The organism is Phycisphaeraceae bacterium, assembly GCA_019454185.1.
GTDB lineage: Bacteria > Planctomycetota > Phycisphaerae > Phycisphaerales > UBA1924 > JAHBWV01.
The window spans coordinates 3,307,216-3,331,421 of sequence record CP075368.1 but is presented as its reverse complement, the minus strand read 5'-3'; the positions used below and the strand labels follow the sequence as shown (position 1 = coordinate 3,331,421).

Sequence of the window (24,206 nt, the reverse complement as noted above, 5' to 3'; positions counted from 1 at the left end):
GGAACCGTGGAGAAAGCGGATGATCCGGTCGGGATATGCATACATTCCCCCATTTTAAGGTGGATGCTGATGCGGTCTTTTTTGTGGCCGCTATCCCAGATCGCGTCATCCCATGACCAGACCCGCAACGATCGGACACCTCTTTCAGGTCCAACCGCCGCCCAAGAGGGCGTTCTCCGATGCAGCCGCACCACAATAGCCACATACCGCTGCTGGTGTATGCTCGTGTGGCACCGATTGGGTACAGAACACCGAACCACGCGAAAATGGATAGGCAGGTTGGGTTATGAACGGTATTCTTCAAAATGCCTCCCGCGGCTGAGGACTGGATACCGCTCGTTCCATCGCCCCGCCCGTTCGCCAACGACCGCGCTAACCTACACACTGTCCGACACCACGGACGAGGTCAGGGGCGAGTATCAGAGGGGCCGGCGAAGGTCTGCCAGGACCGAGGCCACCCGATCTCCCCCATACTGCGGAGCAGTCATGGATCGACGTTCAGCCGGAGGCCCGGGACGGGTCGTCATCATCGGTGCTGGCCCCACAGGACTCGGTGCCGCGTACCGACTCCGTGAACTCGGACACGAGAACTTCATCGTTCTCGAACGCCACCCCTACATCGGAGGCCTCGCCTCGTCGTTCACCGACGAGAAGGGCTTCACATGGGACATCGGCGGCCACGTCATGTTCAGCCACTACCCCTACTACGACCGCCTCTTCGAGAAGGTCATGGGGGACGACTTCACGCTCAACGACCGCGAGTCCTGGGTCCGCATGTTCGACACCTGGGTCCCGTACCCCTTCCAGAACAACATCCGCTACCTGCCCAGGGAAGCCGCGTGCGAGTGCCTCGTCGGGCTCGTACAGGCCCAGTCCGGCAAGGGCAAGTTCAAGAGCCACACCGAGGCGACCAACTTCGGCGAGTTCATCGACGCCGTCTTCGGTGAGGGAATCGCCAAGCACTTTATGCGCCCGTACAACTTCAAGGTCTGGGCCTATCCCCCGGAGCGCATGAACAAGCAGTGGATCGGTGAGCGCGTCGCCGTGCTCGATGTCGACCGCGCTATCCGCAACATCGTCCTTGAGAAAGACGACTACGGCTGGGGACCCAACAACAAGTTCAAGTTCCCGCTCAAGGGGGGAACAGGCGAGTTCTACCGGCGCATCGGCGAGCGCGTGAAAGACAAGATCAGACTCAACGCCGCCGTCGCCTCCATCGACGTTGACGCCAAGCTCATCACGCTCACCGACGGCTCGCAGGAGAAGTACGACACGCTCATCAGCGCCATGCCCGTCGACGTCCTCTGCAAGGACATCCTGAAGGGCAACGTGCCCGCGAACGTCCGCGACGAATCACAGCGACTCCTCCACTCCAGCGGCTACATGGTCGGCATCGGCATCAAACGACCCTGCCCCTCCACCAAGTCCTGGATGTACTTCCCCGAATCCAACTGCCCCTTCTATCGCGTCACCTACCTCTCCAACTACTCCCCCTACATGACCCCAGAGCCATACACCACCGACGCGACGGGCCGACGCAACGGCTCGCACTACTCGCTCCTCTGCGAAACCAGCCAATCCGACGCCAAGCCCGTCGATGGCTCCCGAATCATCGAGGACACGATCACCGGCCTCGAGAACGCAGGCCTGCTGGCGCCCGGCGAACGCAACGACATCGTCAGCACCTGGGTCTACCACGCCGACTACTCGTACCCCACGCCCAGCGTCGAGCGCGACGAGATCTTGAGCGTCGTGATCCCCTGGCTCGAATCCCGCGCCATCTACTCACGAGGCCGCTTCGGCCTCTGGAAATACGAAGTCTCCAATACCGACCACACCCTCATGCAAGGCGTCGAAGTCGTCAACCGACTCATCCTCGGCGAAGCCGAAGTGACCACAGGCATCGTCTACGCGACGACGGAGGACGGGCGCGAAGCCGCGACACACGAGCGCAGCTCACTCGCCGGCTCCGGCGAGAAGAAGCTCACCGCCGCGCCACACGCCGCCCAGAACGGCCAGAACTGCTCCAATGCGTCGCAGCCGGAGATCGTCGTCAAGGCCAACGTCTCCAAGTCCCCCAAGGCCGACGCCGACCACTCCGAAGAAGAACTCGGCGTCGGGGGCGGGTGATTCACGCGCACGCCACTCGCCGCACTTCACCTACACATACCCCGCCTCGCGCATCGCCTCCCCCGCGGCATCCATCCACACGCGCTCATCCTCCGCGCTGAAATACGTCCGCCAATCCCCCGCGATCCCCTTGCGCGTCTTGGCCAGAGGGTCCGCTTCACCACGCTCGCGCTTGGTCCTCGCCTCAAACCTGTGCCGCTCAACGATCTGCGCCACCAGCTCACCCCGCGCATCCAGCCCGAGGAAGCCCAGCACCCGCGCGAGCTCCTCCGCCGTCCGCTCCAGCACGCGCTCGTAGCGAACCTCGATGAACCGCTCCTGATAGAGCGTCCGCGCCCTCGCCGCGCCGCGCACGCACGCGCCCCACACGCCCGCGAAGTACCTCAGCGACTCCTCGCAGAACAGCGCCACGCGCTCACCCTCGCCCAGCGCATGGAACCGATACGCACGCTCCATGTGCTCGCGTGCCCCCGCCGGCAGCACCTCAAACTGCGAAGGCCCCTCCCTGCTCCGGAACTTGAACAGATAGAAGCAGTGCGACACCGCCACGTCGCGCCCGTCGCGCAGCGCGTGAACGAACCTCGCATCGGGGAACAACCGATGCAGCGCATCCACTCGATCACAATAGTAAAACGTCGTCTTGTCGCCGATCGCGCGGACGCGCTTCCCCTCGTGCGCTGTCGCTGCCGCCGCCCGCATCACACCCTCGACCGCGCCCCTCGTCGCAACCCGCGCCACCTCTTCCGCATCACCGATCCGCTCGGCCCACGCGTTGTGGCCGGTGTCGCGCCAGCGCGCGATCGCGTCGCGATCCACCCAGTGCTCCGCGCCGTGCCCCTTGTCATTCAGCATCCACCCCTCGTCGAGCACGAACGCCTCCGGGTGCGCGTTGAGCATGTCACGCAGCCACGTCGTCCCGCTGCGATAACTCCCCGCGATGAAGAAGAACATTGCGTCCGGCGCGACACGATGCCGCCCGCCCCCCACGCCCCCCACGCCCTTCACGCCCTTCACGCCCTTCACGCCCTCCTCATCGCTCGTGCCCATCCCCAAGCATAGAGCCGCTTCAAACTGGGAAACCGGATCGCAAGCGATGCGTCAGCATCGTGTCAAGAGTGCGCAAATCCCCCTCCGACTTCGCGCCGTCTTGACACTCCGTCCACGCTGGCATGCTTGACTGATGCCCCTTGCCGAGAGCGGCGTGCGTGACACCGACCGGCACGGATTCGTTCCACACACGAGAGAGAAACGGAGACATAGACATGAAGAGCACCATCGCCATCATCATCGCCGCCGGAGCCGCGGCGATCGCCTCAGCCGACATCCGCATCACCGAGTGGATGTACGACGGCACCGGCGGCGAGTTCGTTGAACTCACCAACGTCGGCGCCGCCCCGATCGATCTCACCGGCTGGTCCTACGACGACGACAGCCGCCTCCCCGGCGTCTTCGACCTCTCCGGCTTCGGCACCGTCGCCCCCGGCGAGAGCGTGATCTTCACCGAAGTCTCCGCCGATGCATTCCGCACCAACTGGGGCCTCTCCGCCTCCGTCAAGGTCCTCGGCGGCTATACCAACAACCTCGGCCGCAACGACGAGATCAACATCTACGACGCCTCCAACACCCTCGTCGACCGCCTCACCTACGGCGACTCCGTCTTCGCCCCCGGCACCATCCGCACCCAGGGCACCAGCGGCAACGCCTTCCTCGCCGACCTCGGCACCAACAACGTCGCCGCCTGGTTCTTCTCAGCACCCGGCGACCTCTTCAACTCCTACTTCTCCAACGCCGGCACCTTCGGCAACCCCGGCTTCTACTACATCCCCGCCCCGGGCGCACTCGCCCTCGCCGGCCTGGCCACCCTCGCCGCGGGCCGCCGCCGCCGCTGATCGCATCGAGCACGATTCCTCCGGCCACACGCCGGTGGAGTGAGAGAGAGAACCCCACGCGGGCCGGGAGAAATCCCGGCCCGTGTTCGTTGCGCGGCTCATAGACTCGCACCATGCCCAACCCCTCGGACATCAAGCTCCTCACACCCATCCGCGCCGGCGCGCTCGACACACCCAACCGCGTCTGGATGGCACCGCTCACACGATCCCGCGCCCACATGCCCGGCAACATCCCGCACGAACTCAACGCCACTTACTACACCCAGCGTGCCGCGGGTCTGGGCGGCCTCCGCGGCGCAGGCCTCATCATCAGCGAAGCAACGCCCATCTCCCCACGCGCCCACGGCTACTACGCAACTCCCGGCATCCACACCGACGAACAAGTCCGCGGCTGGCGCCTCGTCACAAACGCCGTCCACGCAGCCAACGGCCTCATCGTCTGCCAGCTCTGGCACGTCGGACGCGTCAGTCACAGCGCGCTCCAACCCAACAATGAGCCCCCCCTCGGCCCCACCGATGTCCCCAGCCGCTCCAAGACCTACATCGACGCCGATATGAACCGCGTCGAGGCCAGCGCCCCCCGCGCCCTCCGCACCGAAGAGATCCCCGAGATCGTCGAAGAGTTCCGCGCCGCCGCGCAACGCGCCAAAGACGCGGGCTTCGACGGCGTCGAGATCCACGGCGCCAACACCTACCTCCTCGACCAGTTCACCCGCAGCGGCATGAACCTCCGCACCGATATCTACGGCGGCTCGCTCGCCAACCGGCTCCGTTTCCCCATCGCCGTCGCCGAAGCCGTCTGCGCCGTCTGGGGCGCCGATCGCGTCGGCTATCGCATCAGCCCCCTCAGCGACCATCACGACGCCCGCGACGACAACCCCCGCGAGACCTTCACCGAACTCGCACACCAACTCGGCTCGCTCGGCCTCGCTTACCTCCACGCCGTCGAAACCTGGAACCGCCAGGCACTCGACCCCAGAATCCCCGAAGTCATCCCACCGATCGCCGACGCCTTCCGCGCCGCCTCGCCACGAGCCATCTACGTCGCCAACGGCGACTACTCCGCAGACCTCGCCGAACGCTCCATCTCACGCGGCTGGTGCGACGCCGTGTGCTTCGGCCGACCCTTCATCTCAAACCCCGATCTCACACACCGCATCGGACTAGCCGCACACTCGCGAACCACCCGCAAACAGCACGCAGAGGACGCGCCACTCTCCCCCCAACTCACGCCCTGGGACCAATCCACCTTCTACGGCACGCCCCGCGGCACCGACGGCTCCAAGGGCTACACCGACTACCCCGCCGCTTCGTAAATCCACTCCCCTCTTCTCCGCGTTCCTCCGCCACCTCGGCGTCCTCTGCGTTCTCTTCTCTTCGTGCCTTCCTGACGCCGTGACTTTCGGTCTTCCTGTCCTCACTACTACGTCACTCTGTCACTGTGTCACTCCGTCACTTCCCCCAAAAAACAAACCGGGCACGGTCTCTCGACCATGCCCGTCATTGACATCGCATTCATTCCGGCGGCTCTCGCCGCCGCCACTCCGACTCAAGCAGCCGATTCACTCACGCCGCCGTCGGCCGGTCGTCCTGCGGAAACAGCGGGATCGGATCAAGCATCCCCGACAACTCGTCGAGCTGCTCCTTCATCCGATCGATCGTCCCCAGAAGCTCGTGCTCAAGATCACGCGAAGAAGACTCCGCGGCTCTCCCCGCCACACGACCCCACTCACGCGGAGCAATCCGCTCGCCGATCCGCCCCCCGATACGTCCGCCGACAGGGCCCTCAAGCCCCGACGCCAGAGAGGTCGGAAACGGGATGATGTCCTGCAAACTCGGGTCGTCCTTGATCAGACGCAACTTCGGCATGTCGCACTCCTGTCCCAGCGGCACCAGCCATGATCGGCTCTCCGCCCTCGGAGCTTGCCGCCCACACCCGCCCATCGAGCATCCATGCCCTCGAACGGTTGCGAAACCGGCACACCTTGCGCGGCTTCAGGTCCGCTTCAACGTGCTCCACCGGTTATCGGCTAACAACACCGACTCAACACAACTTGCAAAGAACCGGGTAAACGCCCGAGAACCCGCGCAAATCCGGCGCGAAGCCCCGCCACACCACCCACCAACCGCGCTCACCCACCCGGCTTCGCCTTCTTCTCAAAGCGCGGCTCGGTCCCCGCCAGCGTCCGCCTGATGTTCCCGCGGTGCTTCCACACCACCATCGCCGCAAGCCCCATCGCCACCACCAGGTGGGGCACCCTCCACCTCAGAGACTCATCGATCACCCCAAGCCCCACCACGCCGAGCGGCACCACGACCGCAGCGATCACCGACGCGATCCCCACCATTCGCCCGACCCTGAACACCACGATCCACGCCACGAGCGCGAGCAGCACCGCGCACGTCATCAAAGGCCACACACCCAGCAACGCGCCAAACGCCGTCGCAACGCCCTTCCCACCCTTGAACCCCGCGAGCGGCGTAAACATGTGCCCCAGGATCGCCGCCACACCCGTCCCCAGGTGCAGCCAGACGTGCGACTCAGGCGCATCCCCCGGCCCAAAGTCCTGAAACCCGCCCAGGCCGAACGTCCCCAGAAGCGCCCCCGCGCCCAGCGACGGCACAAGCCCCTTCAGCACATCCAGCGTGAAGCAGAGCATCCCCGGCCCGCGCCCGAGAACCCGCCACACGTTCGTCGCGCCGATGTTCCCGCTCCCGTGGGCGCGGATATCAACGCCCCGAGCCCTTGCGATCCACAGCCCGAACGGGATCGAGCCGCACACGAACCCGGCCAGAGGATAAAGAAGCCAGAGCATGCCGAAGACTCGTCCTCTCGCTCGATCGCCCGACCGCCAAAGCAACCCATCACACCCGCATCACCACACCCGGTGGCTCAGCCGCGTCGCGCGATTGTATCGGACGCTCCCCCACCCCACGAGTGCCGGCTCGCCTCGACACCGCCCCCGCGCGCCGGTTATCGCGCCCTCCTCTCGCCCCAGCAACATCACTCTGGGTGAACCTTGGGGCTCGCGCCGACGCGATCACCACCTTCGATCCCTTCTCTCCCTCCCGCGCCGGGCCTTCTCCCGTTCCTATTGCATGCTGTAGCCAGCATCAGAACCAATCCCTACAGCCACGGAGAGACGCACATGAGGAACGCACGCAACGCCATCGCCGCCATCGCCATCGCCTCGACCGCAGGGCTCGCCTCCGCCGATGTCTTCTTCGGCGATGTCGCGGGCAGCGCGGAACAGACCGGCGCAACCTATTCCGGCAACCTCGTTTACGAGCACATCGCCGGTTCCGTCGGCGAACTGACCATCACCCTCACCAACGACACCCCCGCCTCAGTCGGCGGCCGCCTCACAGCCATCGTCTTCCGATTCGACACCGTTGACGGTTCCGCATGGACCTCCCTCATCTCGAGCACCATCAGCGGGATGACGAACACAGGAACCGTCAACGGCTCTCCCTACGGCACCTTCAAGGGCGGTGCGGGCACCGGCGGCCAATTCGAAGGCGGTGGACCCGCATCAAACGGCCTCGCAATCGGCGCCACCGCCACCTTCGTCTGGAAGATCAACGCCTCCGACGCCGCGTCACTCAATGAGATGTCATTCCTGAACGCCTCCAACGCGCCCGGCATCCTCGCCCGCTTCCGAGGCCTCACCGACGGCGGCTCCGACAAGGTCCCCGGCGTGATCCCCGCCCCCGCCCCGATCGCCCTGGCCGGGCTGGCCGGCCTCGTCGCCACCCGTCGCCGTCGCAACTGATCCGAGCCACCCATCACCCTGATCCACCAACGGGCAGCGGTCTCCGAGCGAGGCCGCTGCCCTCTCCATTCTCGCACACAACCGCGCGCATCCGCACGCTTCCGATCGATTCTCGCCGACTCATCGCAACACGCTCAACTCACCCCGCCGCTCGTGCGATGAATGGCCCCGACACCTTCAGCGTTTGACTCCTTCAAGGCATGGGCAGTGCTCGGATTGGTCCCCGAACACTGCCCTTCTCGCTGGCCCTCATCTGACTCGCCGATACCGAGCCAATCCACTGCTTCACGAACAAACGGCTCCACGCGTCGCCGGAGTCAACGTTCCGAGATAACCCTGGGTCGCTCTGCGATGTGGCCGCACGACCTAACTACTTCTGGCCGAGCACCTTGCGAGCTTGCTAGAAAATTCTGGAATGGTGTTGCGAAATCTCACTTGACATCCGCTTTGAAACTGGTTCTCATACACACGGTTCCATTGCTGCGTAAGGAGGACATCACAATGCTGGATCGTCTGTGTGCGTGTGTACTCAGCTCATTTGTCACCCTCTTATCATTCGGTCAGAACGTTGTCACCGAGCGAGGGTGGGTCGCCGACCATGGCGACTGGCTGTTCTTCGCAGCTATCGACGAGACTCAGGTCGTCGGCTTCCTCGCCGTCGCGAAGCCGGGCGTGGCACAAGGCGACAATCTGAGTGTCGTGTGGTATGCGCGTGAGGACGTGAACGAATGGTCTGCGTGGACGTGGGTCGGCACCGAACTGGCGGAGATTGTTTCATACGTTCGTGGCGCAACTGCCATCCCAGATCTCTGGCAGAATGACGACGCCATGAAAGCGATGGTCGGTGACGGTCCAATCGACTTTCCTGTTGAGCCCGTTGAGCTCTTCAACGGACTCATCGAAGGCGATCCTCTGGCCACGATTCTTCCACTACTCCCAGATCCAGTCGCATCAATGCTCTCCCTTATCGAGTCCGGGTATGCTGCCGCTCCGGAACTCTCGCCCTCGGCATTGGCGTCGGGATCCGCATCCGCGTGCGAGGCCCTCGATGCCGTTGTGCCAGTCATGCGAGCGATGCTGAATCGATTGACTTGGGAGGCCGAAACAGACCACTTCGGTGGGTCCACGATCACCACTAACGAAACCTGTGCCTCGTATTGCTCCGGATGCAAGTCTGTGACGACGGTGATCACCGGTGCATGGGGGGTGACGAGCAGCGGCACCATCGGGAGCGCCAAGCACTGCAACTACTCAAGATCGGTGACGAAGATCGTAGCCAAGTCTGGACTGACCCGCGTGCTATGCGATCCGTGCGCGGCACTCGGCTACCAATGCACCGTCACACAGGCCGGCACCATCACAGTGCTTCCAGATGAGCCCTGTCCCCCAGCGCCAGCGACGGTCTTCCCGCGGCCTCCATTCCCATGCTGAACAACATCGCTCGACATGATGCCGCAGCATCGATCTTCAAGTCTCTCCTGCGAGCGGGACTTGCAACGGCCATTCTGGCGATCATTGCCGGGTGCTGCATCACGCTCCTCAGGAGTGAACCGGCCTGGAGCACTGTCTACAACGGCTTCCAAGCCCTGAACTACCACCCTCTTGGCGACAGTCTCATGGGCGGAAGCATGCTAGACCCTTCCAATGATGCGCCGGTCTGGCGAGCGAGACCTTTGGTAGGTTCGGGAATGGTCTCCCAGACCCTCCTTGTGGCCGCGTGGCTCTTCACGATTCATTTGCTCTTGCATGCCGGCATCTTCGGCCTGTACGGCTGGCGCGGGAGACCTCGCTTGATCCATTCTGCGTGCGTCGGATCTGGCGGCGTGCTCTCAATAGCCGCCAGATCTACTGTCGTATCGGCCGCGATGGGTCTTTCGATCCCCGTCATGTGGTATGCGCTGTGGATGTTCTGGGGCGCCGCGTGCGAACCCATGCGCGGCGACACCACCGTGGTTCGGACCTTCCGAGTGATCGCTATCACCGATAGCCCCACTTTCATCGCCACGTCGCTCCTCGGCGCTCTGGTATGTCACGCCCTGCTCGTCGCATGGCAGATCCGGCGGACAGCATCACGCTATCGAGCACGTCGATCCGCGGACCACCCCCAGACAGTGTGCGACCACTGCATGTATCCACTCCCGGACCAAAGGCGATATCCGTGCCCCGAATGTGGAGCTTGCCCCAGCGCTCCCAACAGCCCACCCGTTCTTTCACTCGCAACATGCCCGAGCGGATCCCGCTCAAGGCGGTGGGTCGCCACGCTCGCAGGCGTGTCGGTAGCTCTGACACTCTTGCTTGCCCCGCGACTCTCCATGCTCGCTCTGAATGCGATTGAAGACGTAACGGGCAACTCCAAAGCGATGGTCGCCGTCGGGTCGTTCACCTACAAAGCCGACGTGTTCATCGTTCGACTGCTTGGGTACCCCTGAAGATCTCAGGAGACGCGATCGGGACCCCTCCCGAACGAGACTTCGTACCCTCGGGCATCACGGGCGGCGGCCTCTCCAACGGGGCCGCTGCCCTGTCCATTCATCCCCCAATCCCGCGCGCCCGCACCCATCCAACCGATTCTCACCGACTCATCGCAACCCGCTCAACTCGACGTGCGACACGTGCGATGAAAGGGCCGCAAGACTCCTTCAAGGCATGGGCAGTGCTCGGATTGGTCCCCGAACACTGCCCTCTGCCTTTTTCCACGCCCCCCTCTGCCCCTCTACCTCCCTGTGCCTCCTACTCCGTCTCCAACCAGTCCTCCCGTCGCCATCCCACAGTCTGGCCCTTTGCCATGTGCTATTTGGCCCTTTGCTCCTCACCCTCCGCCCCTTTGCCCCTCCCCCTGTGGACACCCTGTGGAAGATCAGGGTCTCTCCCTCACCTTTCACGGATCCGTCGCCGGGCTCACCGCCGTAAGATAAAGTCTCTGCCCCGCGCCCCCTCCCGGGCCGCGCGGCACAAACGGCCCCCAGACGCGCCCCACGGCGCGTTCCAGCCCCGGAGTCCACGACCATGGCCAAAATGTTCTACACCCTCGAAGAAGCCGCCGCCAAACTCGGGAAGAGCCCCGATGATGTCAAGGCCATGGCCGAGAGCGGCCAGCTCCAGGAGTTCCGAGACCGCGACCGCATGATGTTCAAGGTCGATCAGGTCGATCTCCTCGCCGGACACCACGACGATGAGATGATCCCCCTCGCCGACGATCTCGAGCCCATGTCGCTCGCCTCCTCCGGCTCCGCTCCCTCGCTCTCCCTCGACAACCCCAAAGAGCAGACCGGCATCTCCATCTTCGAAACCGAAGACACAGACTCCGCCGACCCTATGGCGGCCACACAGATCACCACCTCACCCGCCGCCGGCTTCTCCCCCGGCGACGCGGGCGGCTCCGGCTCCGGCCTCCTCGACATGACCCGCGAGGCCGACGACACCTCGCTCGGCGCCGACCTCCTCGAAGATGTCTACGGAGGTGAGACACAGGCCGAGACCGCACTCGGCTCCACCAGCCCCGGCGGCACAGGCGAAGCCGCCGCACTCTTCGAGTCCACCTCCGCCGCCTCCGACATCACCGCCGCCGCAGCAGCAGCAGCACCCGTCATGGTCCTCGCCGAAGTCATCGACGGACCCGGCTCCGGACTCGCCGCAGGTCTGGCCATCGGCATGGTCCTCGCACTCGCCTTCACCGCCGTGGTCGTCCTCATGGCCATGACAGGCGGCGGCGCGGCAATCCTCGGCCTCGTCGCCGGGAACTTCATGGCCATCGTCGGCGGACTCGCCGGCGTCTGCGTCATCGCCGCTGTCGTCGGCTTCCTCATGCTGAAAAACGCCCGCTAACCGCTCACATCACATAGCACCCAATCAACTCTCCACCCCAGAACCCACGGATTGAATCCGTGGGTTCTTCGCTTCCGTGACCCCTTCCCGCGCCTCTACCATGCCCCATCACCCCAAAGCCAACGGAGCCCCCATGTCCTCAGCCCAGTACCTCGCCGCCGCACGCCACGCCGTCACCCAGGCCTCGCTCGTCTGCCGCGTCGTGCAGAAGAACCTCGAAGCCGTCAAGGCCGTGACCAAGGACGACAAGAGCCCCGTCACCGTCGCCGACTTCGCCTCCCAAGCCATCGTCGCCCACGTCCTCACCGAGCAACTCGGCAAGGTCATCCTCGTCGGCGAGGAAGAATCCAACTCACTCCGCGAAGACGCCACGCTCCTCGCCGCCACGCTCGCCGCCGTGCAGGAAGTCTGGCCCGAGTGCACCGAAGAATCTCTGGTCTCTTCCATCGACATCGGGCGGGGCGACACCGACCACGCCGGCTACTGGACCCTCGACCCCGTCGACGGCACCAAGGGATTCCTCCGCAACCAGCAATACGCCGTCGCCCTCGCCTACATCGAACGGGGCGCGCCCACCGTCGGCGCCCTCGGCTGCCCCAACCTCCCGATGGACTTCAGCACCAGCATGGACACCCCCGACCCCAGGGGCTGCATCTACCTCGCCCTCCGGGGCGACGGTGTCTCCGAAGTCCCCGCCAACGACCCGACCGCCCACCCCCGCCGCATCACGCGCCTCGACCACGCCAAGGGCGAGCCCATCCGCGTCTGCGCCTCCGTCGAATCCGGCCACTCCAACGCCGACGATACCGACCGCATCCTCGCCCACATCGGCGAGTCCTCAAGCCCCATCCGACTCGACAGCCAGGCCAAGTACGCCGTCGTCGCGCGGGGCCAGTCCGATGCCTACCTCCGCCTCCCCACCAAGAAGGGCTACGTCGAGCGCATCTGGGACCACGCCGCGGGCGCACTCGTCGCCGTCGAGGCCGGCTGCTTCGTCACCGACATCCACGGCAACCCGCTCGACTTCTCGCACGGCCGAGGCCTGGAAAAGAACAAGGGCATCGTCTGCGCCCCGCCCCGCGTCCACGGCCTCATGATCGGCGCGATCCGCGACCTGGGCATCGGCAAGGCCTGATCAACACGCACAAACCCCCCACCACCCCACACCCCCCCACCAAGCCACCGGCTTGAACTTCCACCCCCCTCTTCCCATACTGATGATGTGAGCCACGGCACACCAACCAGCGCGGGCCACCCCCGAAGCGAGCCACGCGCCGACCCGGCCCGCGGCACACCACTCGCCCACGCCTCCGAAACCATCCGCGCAGGCGGCCTTGTCTTCTTCCCCACCGAAACCCTCCACGGTGCAGGCGTCCGGGCCGATCGCCCCGATCCCGTCCAGCGTCTGGCCCACCTGATCGACCCCGCACCCGAACCACGCCCCTTGGGCGCAACCCTCCACCTCCCGGATGTCGGCTCGCTCCTGCGGATCGGCGAGGCGATGGCCGGCGATGGAGACGGGTTCATGCCCGGCCACCGCCGCCTCATCGATTCGCTCCTCCCCGGCCCCTTCCGTCTCCTCATCGAGATGACGCCCCAGCAACTCTCACGCGTCCGCGCCACGCTCGGCCTCATCGCGGGCGCCGCAGAGGTCGGCTCCGCCCTCGCCGTCCGCGTCCCCCGCCACCCCGAAGCCGCCGAGTTCCTCGCCGCCGCCCGCGTCCCGATCGTCGCCGTCTCCGCGCGGGCGCTCGGCACACGCACCAACGATGCGCTCGCACGCACATGGGGCGAGCCGGGGCTCGCTCGGATCGGCTCCACCGAATCCGAAGACGCCCGGCGTCTCCCCTCAACAACCGTGACACTGACCATCGCAGGAGGCGTAATCGTGAGCGAAGACGGTGCCGCCGGAGCCCGGGATGTCGCACGCGCCATGGAGCGACACGTGCTCTTTGTCTGCACCGGAAACACCTGCCGAAGCCCCATGGCCGAGGCCATCGCCAAGCGCATCGCCGACACCGCCGATCCGAGCCCCATCCGCGTCATCGTCGGCTCCGCCGGCACCTCCGCCGGACCCGGACCCGCCACGCGAGAAGCCGCCGAAGCCGCACGCATGATGGGGCTGGACCTCTCCGCCCACCGCTCCCGACCCCTCACGCGCCAACTCATCGACGATGCCGACGAGATCTACGCCATGACCGCCTCCCACGCCCGCGCTGTCGTCGCCATCGCCCCCCACGCGGCACACAAGGTCCGCGTGCTCGACCCCGACGGACGCGACGTCCCCGACCCCATCGGCTCACCCCTCGACGAATATCGCCGTGTCGCGTCCGAGATCGAGCGAATGATCCTGCGACGGTTCGCGGAGCCCCGCGCGCCACGGAGTGATGACGCATGAAGATCGCCATCGGTGCCGACCACCGCGGGTCCACCGCCGCAAAGATGCTCGCCGACAAACTCCGCACCGAAGGGCACGAGGTCTCCATCGCCGGCGCGCTCGACAACGCACCGTGCGACTACCCCGAAAGGGCGTACGAAGTCGGACACACCATCTCCTCCGGCAAGGCCGACGCGGGCATCCTGATCTGCGGCACCGGCATCGGCATGTCCATCGCCGCCAACAAGGTCGCCGGCATCCGCGCCGCCGTCGTCCACGACGAACTCACCGCCGAGCTCTCGCGCACCCACAACAACGCCAACGTCATCTGCCTCTCCGCCGACCTGCTCGGCCAGCGCATCATGGAAAAAATCGTCGACTCGTTCATCGGCTCGTCATTCCAGGGAGGCCGCCACGAGCGACGCCTCCGCAAGATCGCAATGATCGAACGCGGAGAAGACCCCTCAACGCTCAAAGAGTGAGCCCCGCCCGCGGCTCACGGCGCGGGCGCGCCGATCACCATCGTCACGCCCCCCGCGCTCACAAGGATCCGCCCGTCCAACACGCCCAGCCCGTCCGGAGGGACGAGCAGCGCAATCTCGCGAGAGGCGATCAGCCGCGCGCTCGTGTTGTCCATCACGCTCAGCGTGTACGTCCGCCTCCCCTCGGCGGACTCCGTCGCGCGCGTGTCGATCGTCACCAGCACATCCGCGCAGAACCTCGCGGGAATCAGCGAGTCCATCGCCCCGATCGCGTCCGAGCCGATCCGCCTCCCGTCCGCCCCATAGATCACAACGCCCCGCGCCGAGACAAACGCCACACGATCACCCAGAACCCGCCCCACAATCCGCTGACGCGTGCTCAGCCGATCATCCGTCCGCAGCGGATCATCCGCGATCTGGCCCGTCGCCCCGTCCGCGATCCAGATCAGCCGCGCATTATCCATCAGGAAGATGCTCCGCCCCAGCACCCACGCATCCACAAAGCGATCCGCTGGATCCCTGAACCGGACCCAGTTCCGCCGCCCGCTCTCGGGAGCCATCGACAGGATCCCCTCGTCGAATCCCGCCAAGAGGTTCGCGTTCCCGTCCACGCGCATCCACGCGACATCACCCGGCAGATCCCGCGACACGCTCAGCGTCCGCAGCGTGCTCGCATCCAGAGCCGCCAGCACCGGCGAGAGCTCCACTGGCTGATCCAGCGCGGCCTGACGCTCCGACGCCCCGCCCACCAGCAACATCCCACCCCCGAGCGCAACCTCATACACGCGATCAACCGCCGTGCGCGTCGTGTAACGAACCCGACCCGTCGCCGCGTCGATCGAAGCGATCCGGCCGCCACGCTCCGCCAGCGCGAGCGTTCCGCCATCGAGCGCAACAAGCAGATCCGTCAACGCAACCGGTCCGGCCGTCGGCGTCGGGATCGTCTGCGGCCTGCCGATCGGATCGAGCAACCGACGCTGCGCCAGCGCATCCAGCGGAAAGAGCGTGCGAAGCGTCGGCGACACCCACACACCCTCGCCCGTTCTCGGATCGATCCGCTCGATCGTGCCCCCCTCAAGGCCGCCCCACTGAACATAGATCGCGCGCGCATCGTGCCAGAGCACCCGCGGAGCCGCGTCGCAGTCGCGCTTCCAGAGCTGCTCCACGCCCGATCCCGACTCCAGCGTGCCATACCCCGCGATCGCCCGCCCATCCGCCGCCACAAGCAACGCAACCGTCGGCGAGCCGTCCCGCTCCGCCGAGATCGATCGCGCCAGCGTCCACCCGACCAGCGCCTGCGCAACATCCGCACCCGCCGGCGCTCCGACCCGCGCCAGACGCGACCGCTCCGCCGCCCGCGCGCTCGCCTCGCGAACCGCCGACTCCGCATCCACCCCCCGCCCCTGCGCCACCGGCACGACCCCGCCCCAGCGCCGCACCCGATCACGCGTCGCTGCGAGCGCATCCACCTGCTCCGCATCCGCGAGCGTCACCAGAAGCAACCCCGCAACCTCCGACGCCTCGGCGACATCGATCGGCACGCCCGTGAGCATCGCCCAGTCGATCAACCCCGCCGCGCTCCGCAGATCCGAGATCGCCCCGAGTCGATCGCCCGCCGCGAGCCGCGCCGTCGCCGCGCGACGCAGCGCGCCCACAGACGCCGCCGACGCCGGATACCTGTCCGCCGTCGCACGCAGCCGCGCCGGATCGCCCGACGACTGCGCCACCGCGCCCCGAGCTTCCAACTCAAACGCGTCATACGCCCTCGGCCCGGCCACCTGCAACACCTCGCGCAGGCGGACCGTCGCCTCCGTCGCCGCACGCAGCGAGAGCCCCGGCGTCCGGTATGTCGCCTCGGCGAGCACCGGCTCCGCCAGCACGCGCTGGTACACCTCGATCGCCTCCGAGATCCGCGACTGACCCGTCCGCAGACGCCCGAGCATCATCGCGTGCAGCACCTGCTCCTCCGGCGATGAGCAGACACGCCCGAGACGATCCACCAGCACGTCCAGCAACGCCAGATCATCGATCCGAGGTGTCGCGCCCGGCACATCCGCCGACGCACTCCCAACGTTCCACCCGATCGCGCTCGCGCCCAGCAGCGAGCCCAGCAGCGTCACGATCCTCACACGGGCCGGCTCAACCACGGGCGAACCCGCGCCGCGCTCAACAATCGTGATCGCTCGATCGAGCGCGGGCGCCACGTCCTCCCACCGCCGCGAACGCGACGCCAGACCCGCGAACGTGATCGCCGGACTCGCATCATCCCCCGCACGCTCCATCCGCTCGCGCAGCATCGCCGACGCCACGTCCCACACCAGATAGTTGTGCAACTCCCGGTGATCCGCGACGATCACCTGCCCACCCGCGATCGCGAGATTCCCGCTCCGCTCCAGTGGCACCACGATCGGCTCGCGTGGATTCGCCGGATCGATCAGCGTCAACCCCGAACGCGTCGGCACCGCAAGCAGGCCCCCCGCGTCGAACGCGCGGCCAGACATCGCCCCAGAGTCCCCCTCGAACGCACCGCTCGTCCGCACCGGCGCGCTCTCGAACATCGCAAAGTCAACGAACGCGATCCGGCGGTCCCCGATCGCCGCAAGATCACGCCCGATCCGCACCAGATACCGGGGCTGCTCCAGCGAGCCCGACGAGCGGCTCGCAAGCAGGCGTCCCGTGCGAAGATCCAGACGCACCACATCCAGCCGATCGGGCGTCAGCGTCACAAGACCCCCGGCCGACCCGTCCGCCCCCTCGTCGATGATCGGGATCACCGTCCCCCATGGCCAACCCATCATCGTGTTCATCAACGCCGCAGAAGGCGCACGCCGGATCCACACGATCCGACCGCTCGACGCCTCCACCGCGCTGATCACGCCGACCTCGTCCGTTCGATACACGATCCCGCGATGCAGCGTCGCGCCCTCCGCCGATCGCCCCCCGCGGCTCGTCGTCTGGATCCCCGCGCTCCCGATCGTCGTCGCCCACCGCAGACTCCCGTCCTCAAGATCCAGCCCCACAAGCGCAACCGACATCAGCCGCCTCTGCGGCACGTGCTTGCGAACACTCACGATCACCGTCGTGCCGTCCACCAGCAGCGGCCCGCGCACCGAACCGCCCGACAACTGCGGATCGAGATCCGACACGTCCACCGACCAGATCACCCGCCCCGTCGCCCGATCGATCGCGTGCACACGCGGATCCCCCGAACGCCCGTTGCCCGTCGCCACACCCGTCGTCGCCAGCACGACCCCGCGCGTCAGGAGAACCGAACTCCCATCATCGAATCCACGCGAGTACGCACGCTCATTCGGACGCCGACCAAACTCCAGCGGCTCGTACCGGCCCTGCGCATCCATCGGGCGCGTCCGCCAACGCTCCTCAAGCGTGAATCGATCCAGCGCGGCGATCGTCGCCCCGTCATTGATGTACACCATCTCCCCGACAATCGCGGGAAACGCCCACGCCGGCTCGACGATCGGCTGCTGCCCCGCCGCACGACGCACCGCGTCGAGCGCGCCCGCACGCTCCTCCGCGACCCGCGATGCAAACGGCGCCGAACGAATCGGCGTCCACACCATGTCGCCGATCACCGGCCGCTCCCCGCGCGTCAACGCCGAGGAGTGCCGCTCAAACAACCCCTGCGGCGCATCGATCACGCTCCCCCGCACACCCGGATCAAGCCCCGCTCGTGCGCGAAACGCGCCCGCCCACGCCCACACCTCGGGACGATCCAGATACCGCGCCACCTGAGCCGCAAGCGCCGCCGCCGGCCCCGCCACGCTCGCCGCCCTCGCGTCCGGATGATCCGAGAGCGCATCGAGAGAGATCCGCGCCGCCTCGAACCGCGCCGCCTCAAGATGCGACTGCGCCACCCGCAGCGTCGCGATCGCCCCCGCGCTCGTCAGGAAATACGACGTCTCGACCCGTGCATGCTCGCCGCGCGAGAGGTGCAGATCCGCCACCGGCCCCTGCACCTGCCGATACATGTCCAGCAACGCCGCATCGCTGCGCAGCGCATCGTGAACCCGCCGACGCACCGTCACAAAGATCTCCGAGTCCCCGGGCAGCTCCAGCGCGCGATGCGCCTCGCCATCAAGAAGCCGCTGCAACGAACGCACCGACTCGCCCAGGTTCCCCACCGCGACCAGATCCAGAAGCCGCGCCAGCGTGTCGCGGGCCGCCGTCGAGTCGTCCACATACACCGGGTTGACCCCCTGAGGCCTCGCCGAGAGAGCCCCGATCAGGATCAACACTGCGGCTATCGGACCTCGCACGCCTTCAGTCCTCCTCTTCACACACCGACACAGACCCCGCCACAACGCTAGATCATCCCATCGGAATCTCCGCAGGCCACCCTGAGACGGATCGCTCAACCCGGACTCCCGACCGCCCGAATGGCTCATCGTGACCCGCGCAGCCCAGCCACTGCCGCACCCGCCCGTCGCGAGCCGCCCCGCGGGCACTCGCGCCTCCCGCGTCCTCTGGCTCGTCGGGCTCACCGTCACCGTCGCCTTCGCCGACCTCTACATGACACTCATCCACGCCACCTCGGTCGGGCTCCACGAGGCAAACCCGCTCGCACGCGCGCTCATGCTCTACAACTGCCCGTGGGTCGTCGTTGCGTTCAGGTCGCTCACCATCATCCTCTTCGCACTCGTCCTCATCCGCGCACGAACACGACCCAGCGCAGAGATCGCGGCATGGACCTGCGCACTCGTCATGGTCTGGCTCCTCTTCCGCTGGGATGAGTACAACTCAAACGCCCAGGAACTCACCACCGCACTCGCCCTCATCGACGAGCACAACCTCACCGACTTCGTCTCCATCGGGCCCAGAGACAAGTAACACGGGCCATCTCGCCGGCTCACGCCCCGAACCATCGGGCGTGGTACCCTCTCCGGCGATGATCTCCATCCGACTCCACACAATCCCGCTCCTCGCAGCAGCACTCCTCCTTCTCACCGGCTGCTCATCCTCCAAGCCACCCACCTTCAAAGTCACTGGCGTCCAGCTCCGCGAGCAGAACGAACGCGCCAGCGAGTTCCTCTTCCAGATCGAGGCCGCCAACCCCAACGGCCGCGAAGTCCCGCTCTTCGAAGCCAACTACACCCTCTCGATCGAAGGCCGAGAGGTCTTCCGCGCCATCCGCACCCCCGAAACCACCCTCCGACGCTACGGCGTCCAACGCTTCGCACTCCCGGTCGTCATCCCCGCCGAGGACATGCCCTCTTCCTTACAAATACCATATAATCTCAACGGCACCATCACCTATCTCATGCCCGGAGCACTCGCCGAGATCCTCTTCGATCGCGAGATCCGGCGTCCGAAGGCCACCATCTCCGACAGCGGCACCCTCGACCTGACCACCGCCCTCTCACCCACACCCCCTACCACCCCCACTCATTCCCCCGACCCGGACACCTCAAACGCCCTCGCCTCCACCCCCCTCTCCACCCCCCGCTGAGCCGCGCGATCGCGCCCTCTCTGGGGCGTCTGCCCCATCATCATCCGGTTGAACAACGGGTGGATTGGATTCGACGCCTTGACGTGGCGGCCTCTTGACGCGACACTTGCCACCCCTCGGGCACATACCGCCCGGGTTCACGACGGGCGGGACGGATCCCCCCACGCATCTGATTCGTACAGTTCGCTCAGGCCCGTGTCGGACGCGGACCAGAGCGGTGTGAGATTCGCGAGGCGCGCCATCCGTTGTGGCCGCCTGTCATGAACGTTCTTCACGTCGGCGCGAACGCCGGCGCAACTCCTTCGGAGCGAGGCAGCTATGGCGGGTCGAGGCGGCGCGGGCGTGGGAATGATCGTCACGGTTTCGGTGCTCGGCGTGCTCGCGCTGACGCTGTTCGTGCTCACCGTTGTCTTCTACGGCAACTACCAGGGCGCCAAACGCGAACTCGACGCGAACGTCGCGCAGATGTCCGACTTCGTCCGCCCGGACGAACGCGAGCGCGACGACATCCGCTCGGTCAGGGCCGCTGCGAACCAGTCGCGCAAGAGCGTCGTCGGCTACCTGCAGGACTCCATGCAGGGCACCATGCGCCGCGTCACCGGCTCGCCGCGTGACACCGTCGCCCAGCTCGAAGAGCGCATCGCCAGAATCCCCGGTGCCGAGGGCTCGTCGCTCCTCCAGGTCATCCAGGACCAGAACGCGTCGATCTCCCGCCTCCGCGACGAGGTCACCCAGGCCGATGCCGATCGCCAGCGCGCCCTCGAAGACCTCCAGAACGAGTCCGAGCGCGTCGCCAGAATGCAGCAGAGCCACAACAACGCCGTCGCCGCCCTCAACGCCGAGATCGGCACCTACCGCTCCGAGGTCGACAGCTACCGCGAGGGCATCAACGACACCCGCAAGGACATGGACACACGCGTCGAGCGCCTCCTCACCGACTCACGCGACAACGAGGCCAAACTCTCCGAGCGCATCCGCCAGCTCCAGGATCAGAACCTCGTCCTCCAGAACCAGGTCTCGCAGCTCCGGGGCGAGAAGAACAAAGACATCCTCAAGCCCGAGGACGAGTACGCACTCGTCGACGGACAAGTCGCCGGGCTCGACAACGCGGGCGGGCGCGTCTTCATCAACCTCGGCCGCAACCAGAAGGTCCGCCTCGGCATGACCTTCGCCGTCTACAACAACGCCACCGAGATCCGCCCCGACGACCAGGGCAACTACCCCCGAGGCAAGGCCTCCATCGAGGTCATCGCCGTCGACGAGAACTCCTCCGCATGCCGCGTCCTCGTCGAGAGCAGGGGCAACCCCGTCGTCAAGGGCGACGTCATCGCCAACGCCGTCTATGACCCGCGCAAGACCTACAAGTTCCTCGTCTGGGGCAACTTCGACGCCGACCGCGACGGAAGACGCACGCCCCAGGAGAAGATGGACATCGAGGCCATGATCCTCGCATGGGGCGGCGAAGTCGTCGAAGAACTCACCGGCGATGTCGACTTCCTCGTCCTCGGCGAGCGCCCCATCCTCCCCCCGCCCCCGCGCCCCGGCTCCCCCATCGAGATCATGCAGGAATACATCCGCCTCGATCGCACCGTCCAGCGCTACAACGACCTGCAGAACCAGGCCGCCGCCACCGGGCTCCCCGTGCTCAACGAGAACCGCCTCTACACCCTCATCGGCCGCTACTGAAAGCTTCCCTCCATCACCACCACGATCCCCACGCGGACCCCGAGCAATCGGGGTCCTTTCTTTCCCCCAGTCGCCCCACCCGATCGCCCCGTCTTCCCGACCATACACTCGCCGAAGCAGCGCGACCGAACCCGCGCGAGAAACCCGCATGGGAAAGAAAGGGCCGCCCCAGGCCCTCCACATTCCGCTCTACTACGCCATGCGTGCCGCCACGTCGCTCCCGCTCGTCGCGGGCGCATCCAACGCCATGGGCGTTGCACGCGCCATCGGGTCCGGCTTCGCCCGACTCCCCTCAAACCGCAAACGCCTCCGACGCGCCATCGAGAACCTCGAACAGGCGTTCCCCGATGCCGCACCCGAACGACGCGAACGCATCGCCATCCACGCCTACCAGCACCTCTTCGAACTCGCCGTCGAGGTCCTCTACACCCCGCGCCTCCTCTCCGAAGACGCATGGGTCAGGCACGCACGCATCGACGGTGTCTTCGGAGCCATCCGCGACCTCGTCTCAGGAAGACCAACCCTCCTCCTCTGCGGGCACTGCGGCAACTGGGAAGCACTCGGCTACATCATGGCGCTCCTCGGCTTCCCCATGCACGCCGTCTACCGCCCCCTCGACATGAAACCCCTCGACCAGTGGGTCCGCGACGTGCGCGGGCGACGAGGCCTCGTCCTCGTCGACAAGTTCGGAGCCATGAACTCCCTCGGAGACACCATCACCGCAGGTGCGCCCGTCGGCTTCGTCGCCGACCAGAACGCAGGCGACCGAGGCATCTTCGTCCCCTACTTCGGCCGACTCGCCAGCACCTACAAGTCCATCGGACTCCTCGCCATCCACACCGACGCAACGATCGTCGTCGGCTCGTGCATCCGCACCCGCCGCGATCCGCCAGCCCACAACGCCACCGACCTCGATCCTCCCACCCCGGCCCACGACGGCACGCAGCTCGGAGGCGAGGCGTGGTTCAGCCGCGACGGACTCCGCTACGAGGTTCGCATCTCCGACGTCTTCGGCCCCGACACCTGGAAGCACACCGAAGATCCCCTCTACTACATCACCGCGCGCTACCGACGCGCCATCGAACAGACCGTCCGCTGGGCCCCCGAGCAATACCTCTGGATGCACCGCATCTGGAAGAGCCGCCCCCCCCACGAACGCAACGACAAACCCTTCCCCGACTCGCTCCGCCGAAAGATCGCCGCCCTCCCGTGGATGAGCGATGCCGACGTCCAGTCCGTCGTTGATCGCTCCGATCGCGATCGCCAGATCCTCCGCACCTCGGAACAGAAACGGTTCTGACTCCGCCCCCCCACCCCCACCACACACACCACGCTCCCCTACACAGCACCTCCTGCCCCCTCGCCCCCCGAAACCGCCGTACCATCAGCCGATCGCAGGCGATGGGGCCAACCGACCCCGGAGACGAACCCACGGGGAATGACGGAGAGGAACGATGTCGGCACCACGCCTCGAGAACGCCCGAATCCTGATCGTCGACGACGATCCCGATGTCCTCGAATCCATCGAAGCCGCCCTCGAGTCAGAGGGCGCGCTCACCATGACCGCCATGGACGGCAACGAGGGCGTCGAGCTCTGCCTCGAACACAAGCCCGACCTCGTCGTGCTCGACATGATGCTCCCCAGCCGCTCCGGCTTCCTCGTCCTCGAACGCATCAAAGGACGGGGCGACAGCCCCATGGTCATCATGGTCACCGCCAACTCCGGCAAACGCCACCAGGCCTACGCCGAGACACTCGGCGTTGACGGATACCTGCTCAAGCCCTTCCCCCTCGAACGCCTCCTCGACAAGGCGGTCGAACTCCTCAAGCGACGCGCCGACGAGCAGCGCGTCTGAACCTCAATGGCTCGCCCCCGCGCGATCGCCCCAACCCAGACCCCGTGAGGACAACGTGGCGTCAAAGCGACTACTCGTACTGGTTCCCGCACCCGAGAACGGCGCAACCGGCTCCAACACCCCCACACACGCCGCGCCCTCGCTCGGAACCGCAAAGGACATCCGCGCCACACTCGCACGCTTCAACACCGCACCCGACGGCGGCACCAAGAAGTCCCTCGGCACCGAGATCCTCCACGGACCCGGCATCCTCGTCGAACTCCCCAGCGGCCAGGACCTCGTCAACCAGGCCCTCATCACCGTCGTCGAAGAAGACATCGCCTGGCCCGTCCTCATGCGCCTCTGCCGCACACAGAACTGGGCCCTGCAAGACCCCAGCACCGGACGCATCTTCGGCGCGCAGCACATGTGATACGGACAACAGGACGCCCGGCGATGCCAGTAATATGGGTGTTGACACGCCCCCCCCCCGTTATCATGGCGTCTGTATCATCACACCATGTAAAGGGAGATCTGCTATGAAGCGTGATGGGCTGACCAAAGTCGCGGGTATCGTGTCAGTGCTTTTCTCATCGGTTGCTTTCGCTGTAACCATGGAAACTGGTGCTGACTGCGGTGATAAGAACTGCAAATCCGCAAAGAGTCAGGGCACCGTGGCTTGCTACACATGCTGCAACAACAACTGCACGGACAAAGTCGGCTGCCAGAACTGGTGCGATAC

20 protein-coding genes are annotated in these 24,206 nt (G+C 66.3%); 16 read left to right on the top strand and 4 right to left on the bottom strand.

The window, feature by feature from the left end:
• Positions 1 to 486 precede the first annotated feature (486 nt).
• Positions 487 to 2,130, top strand: a complete 1,644-nt coding sequence (locus KF838_14005) for an FAD-dependent oxidoreductase (protein ID QYK47891.1) — start codon at positions 487 to 489, stop codon at positions 2,128 to 2,130.
• Positions 2,131 to 2,160: 30 nt separating this feature from the next.
• On the opposite strand, the gene KF838_14000 is transcribed toward KF838_14005, so the two are convergent.
• A complete protein-coding gene (locus tag KF838_14000) occupies positions 2,161 to 3,177 on the bottom strand; it encodes a sulfotransferase (GenBank protein ID QYK47890.1) in 1,017 nt (338 codons plus the stop codon).
• Between the two features lie 215 nt (positions 3,178 to 3,392).
• On the opposite strand from KF838_14000, the gene KF838_13995 reads away from it, so the two are divergent.
• Entirely contained in the window at positions 3,393 to 4,019 is a 627-nt protein-coding gene (locus KF838_13995) for a lamin tail domain-containing protein (protein QYK47889.1), read from the top strand.
• A 113-nt stretch (positions 4,020 to 4,132) separates the two neighbouring features.
• A complete protein-coding gene (locus KF838_13990) occupies positions 4,133 to 5,335 on the top strand; it encodes an alkene reductase (protein ID QYK47888.1) in 1,203 nt (400 codons plus the stop codon).
• A 250-nt stretch (positions 5,336 to 5,585) separates the two neighbouring features.
• Here the strand turns inward: KF838_13990 and KF838_13985 are convergent, their stop codons facing one another.
• Positions 5,586 to 5,888 carry a hypothetical protein gene (locus KF838_13985; protein ID QYK47887.1) on the bottom strand — a complete coding sequence of 101 codons (303 nt, stop codon included), beginning with the start codon at positions 5,886 to 5,888 and terminating at the stop codon, positions 5,586 to 5,588.
• 263 nt (positions 5,889 to 6,151) lie between these two features.
• Positions 6,152 to 6,835, bottom strand: a complete 684-nt coding sequence (gene plsY, locus KF838_13980) for a glycerol-3-phosphate 1-O-acyltransferase PlsY (GenBank protein ID QYK47886.1) — start codon at positions 6,833 to 6,835, stop codon at positions 6,152 to 6,154.
• A gap of 333 nt (positions 6,836 to 7,168) precedes the next feature.
• Between plsY and KF838_13975 the strand changes: the two genes are divergently transcribed.
• From KF838_13975 to rpiB, 7 genes are all read left to right on the top strand, one after another.
• The gene (locus KF838_13975) at positions 7,169 to 7,792 is read left to right on the top strand and encodes a hypothetical protein (protein ID QYK47885.1); all 624 of its coding nucleotides are present in this window, start codon (positions 7,169 to 7,171) and stop codon (positions 7,790 to 7,792) included.
• A gap of 501 nt (positions 7,793 to 8,293) precedes the next feature.
• Positions 8,294 to 9,223, top strand: a complete 930-nt coding sequence (locus tag KF838_13970; protein ID QYK47884.1) for a hypothetical protein — start codon at positions 8,294 to 8,296, stop codon at positions 9,221 to 9,223.
• A gap of 839 nt (positions 9,224 to 10,062) precedes the next feature.
• Positions 10,063 to 10,221: a hypothetical protein gene (locus KF838_13965; protein ID QYK47883.1), complete on the top strand. Its 159-nt coding sequence runs from the start codon at positions 10,063 to 10,065 to the stop codon at positions 10,219 to 10,221.
• A gap of 577 nt (positions 10,222 to 10,798) precedes the next feature.
• Positions 10,799 to 11,617, top strand: coding sequence for a hypothetical protein (locus KF838_13960; GenBank protein ID QYK47882.1), 819 nt, complete (start codon positions 10,799 to 10,801; stop codon positions 11,615 to 11,617).
• 133 nt (positions 11,618 to 11,750) lie between these two features.
• Positions 11,751 to 12,752, top strand: a complete 1,002-nt coding sequence (locus KF838_13955; GenBank protein ID QYK47881.1) for a 3'(2'),5'-bisphosphate nucleotidase — start codon at positions 11,751 to 11,753, stop codon at positions 12,750 to 12,752.
• An 87-nt stretch (positions 12,753 to 12,839) separates the two neighbouring features.
• The gene (locus KF838_13950) at positions 12,840 to 14,015 is read left to right on the top strand and encodes a Sua5/YciO/YrdC/YwlC family protein (GenBank protein QYK47880.1); all 1,176 of its coding nucleotides are present in this window, start codon (positions 12,840 to 12,842) and stop codon (positions 14,013 to 14,015) included.
• Entirely contained in the window at positions 14,012 to 14,476 is a 465-nt protein-coding gene (gene rpiB / locus KF838_13945; GenBank protein QYK47879.1) for a ribose 5-phosphate isomerase B, read from the top strand. Before KF838_13950 ends, rpiB begins: the two co-directional genes overlap by 4 nt.
• 14 nt (positions 14,477 to 14,490) lie before the next feature.
• Here rpiB and KF838_13940 read toward each other — a convergent pair whose 3' ends face one another.
• Complete coding sequence (locus tag KF838_13940; protein ID QYK47878.1) at positions 14,491 to 18,753, bottom strand: PQQ-binding-like beta-propeller repeat protein; 4,263 nt, start codon at positions 18,751 to 18,753, stop codon at positions 14,491 to 14,493.
• A 130-nt stretch (positions 18,754 to 18,883) separates the two neighbouring features.
• On the opposite strand from KF838_13940, the gene KF838_13935 reads away from it, so the two are divergent.
• The 6 genes from KF838_13935 to KF838_13910 all read left to right on the top strand — a co-directional run bounded on the left by KF838_13935 (position 18,884) and on the right by KF838_13910 (position 23,897).
• The gene (locus KF838_13935) at positions 18,884 to 19,324 is read left to right on the top strand and encodes a hypothetical protein (GenBank protein ID QYK47877.1); all 441 of its coding nucleotides are present in this window, start codon (positions 18,884 to 18,886) and stop codon (positions 19,322 to 19,324) included.
• 58 nt (positions 19,325 to 19,382) lie between these two features.
• The gene (locus tag KF838_13930; GenBank protein ID QYK47876.1) at positions 19,383 to 19,943 is read left to right on the top strand and encodes an LEA type 2 family protein; all 561 of its coding nucleotides are present in this window, start codon (positions 19,383 to 19,385) and stop codon (positions 19,941 to 19,943) included.
• A 318-nt stretch (positions 19,944 to 20,261) separates the two neighbouring features.
• Positions 20,262 to 21,629 carry a hypothetical protein gene (locus KF838_13925; GenBank protein ID QYK47875.1) on the top strand — a complete coding sequence of 456 codons (1,368 nt, stop codon included), beginning with the start codon at positions 20,262 to 20,264 and terminating at the stop codon, positions 21,627 to 21,629.
• Between the two features lie 148 nt (positions 21,630 to 21,777).
• On the top strand, positions 21,778 to 22,929 hold the full coding sequence (locus KF838_13920; GenBank protein QYK47874.1) for a lysophospholipid acyltransferase family protein: 1,152 nt from the start codon (positions 21,778 to 21,780) through the stop codon (positions 22,927 to 22,929).
• 154 nt (positions 22,930 to 23,083) lie between these two features.
• Positions 23,084 to 23,485 carry a response regulator gene (locus KF838_13915; GenBank protein QYK47873.1) on the top strand — a complete coding sequence of 134 codons (402 nt, stop codon included), beginning with the start codon at positions 23,084 to 23,086 and terminating at the stop codon, positions 23,483 to 23,485.
• 55 nt (positions 23,486 to 23,540) lie between these two features.
• Positions 23,541 to 23,897, top strand: a complete 357-nt coding sequence (locus tag KF838_13910) for a hypothetical protein (GenBank protein QYK47872.1) — start codon at positions 23,541 to 23,543, stop codon at positions 23,895 to 23,897.
• The last annotated feature ends 309 nt before the right edge of the window (positions 23,898 to 24,206 follow it).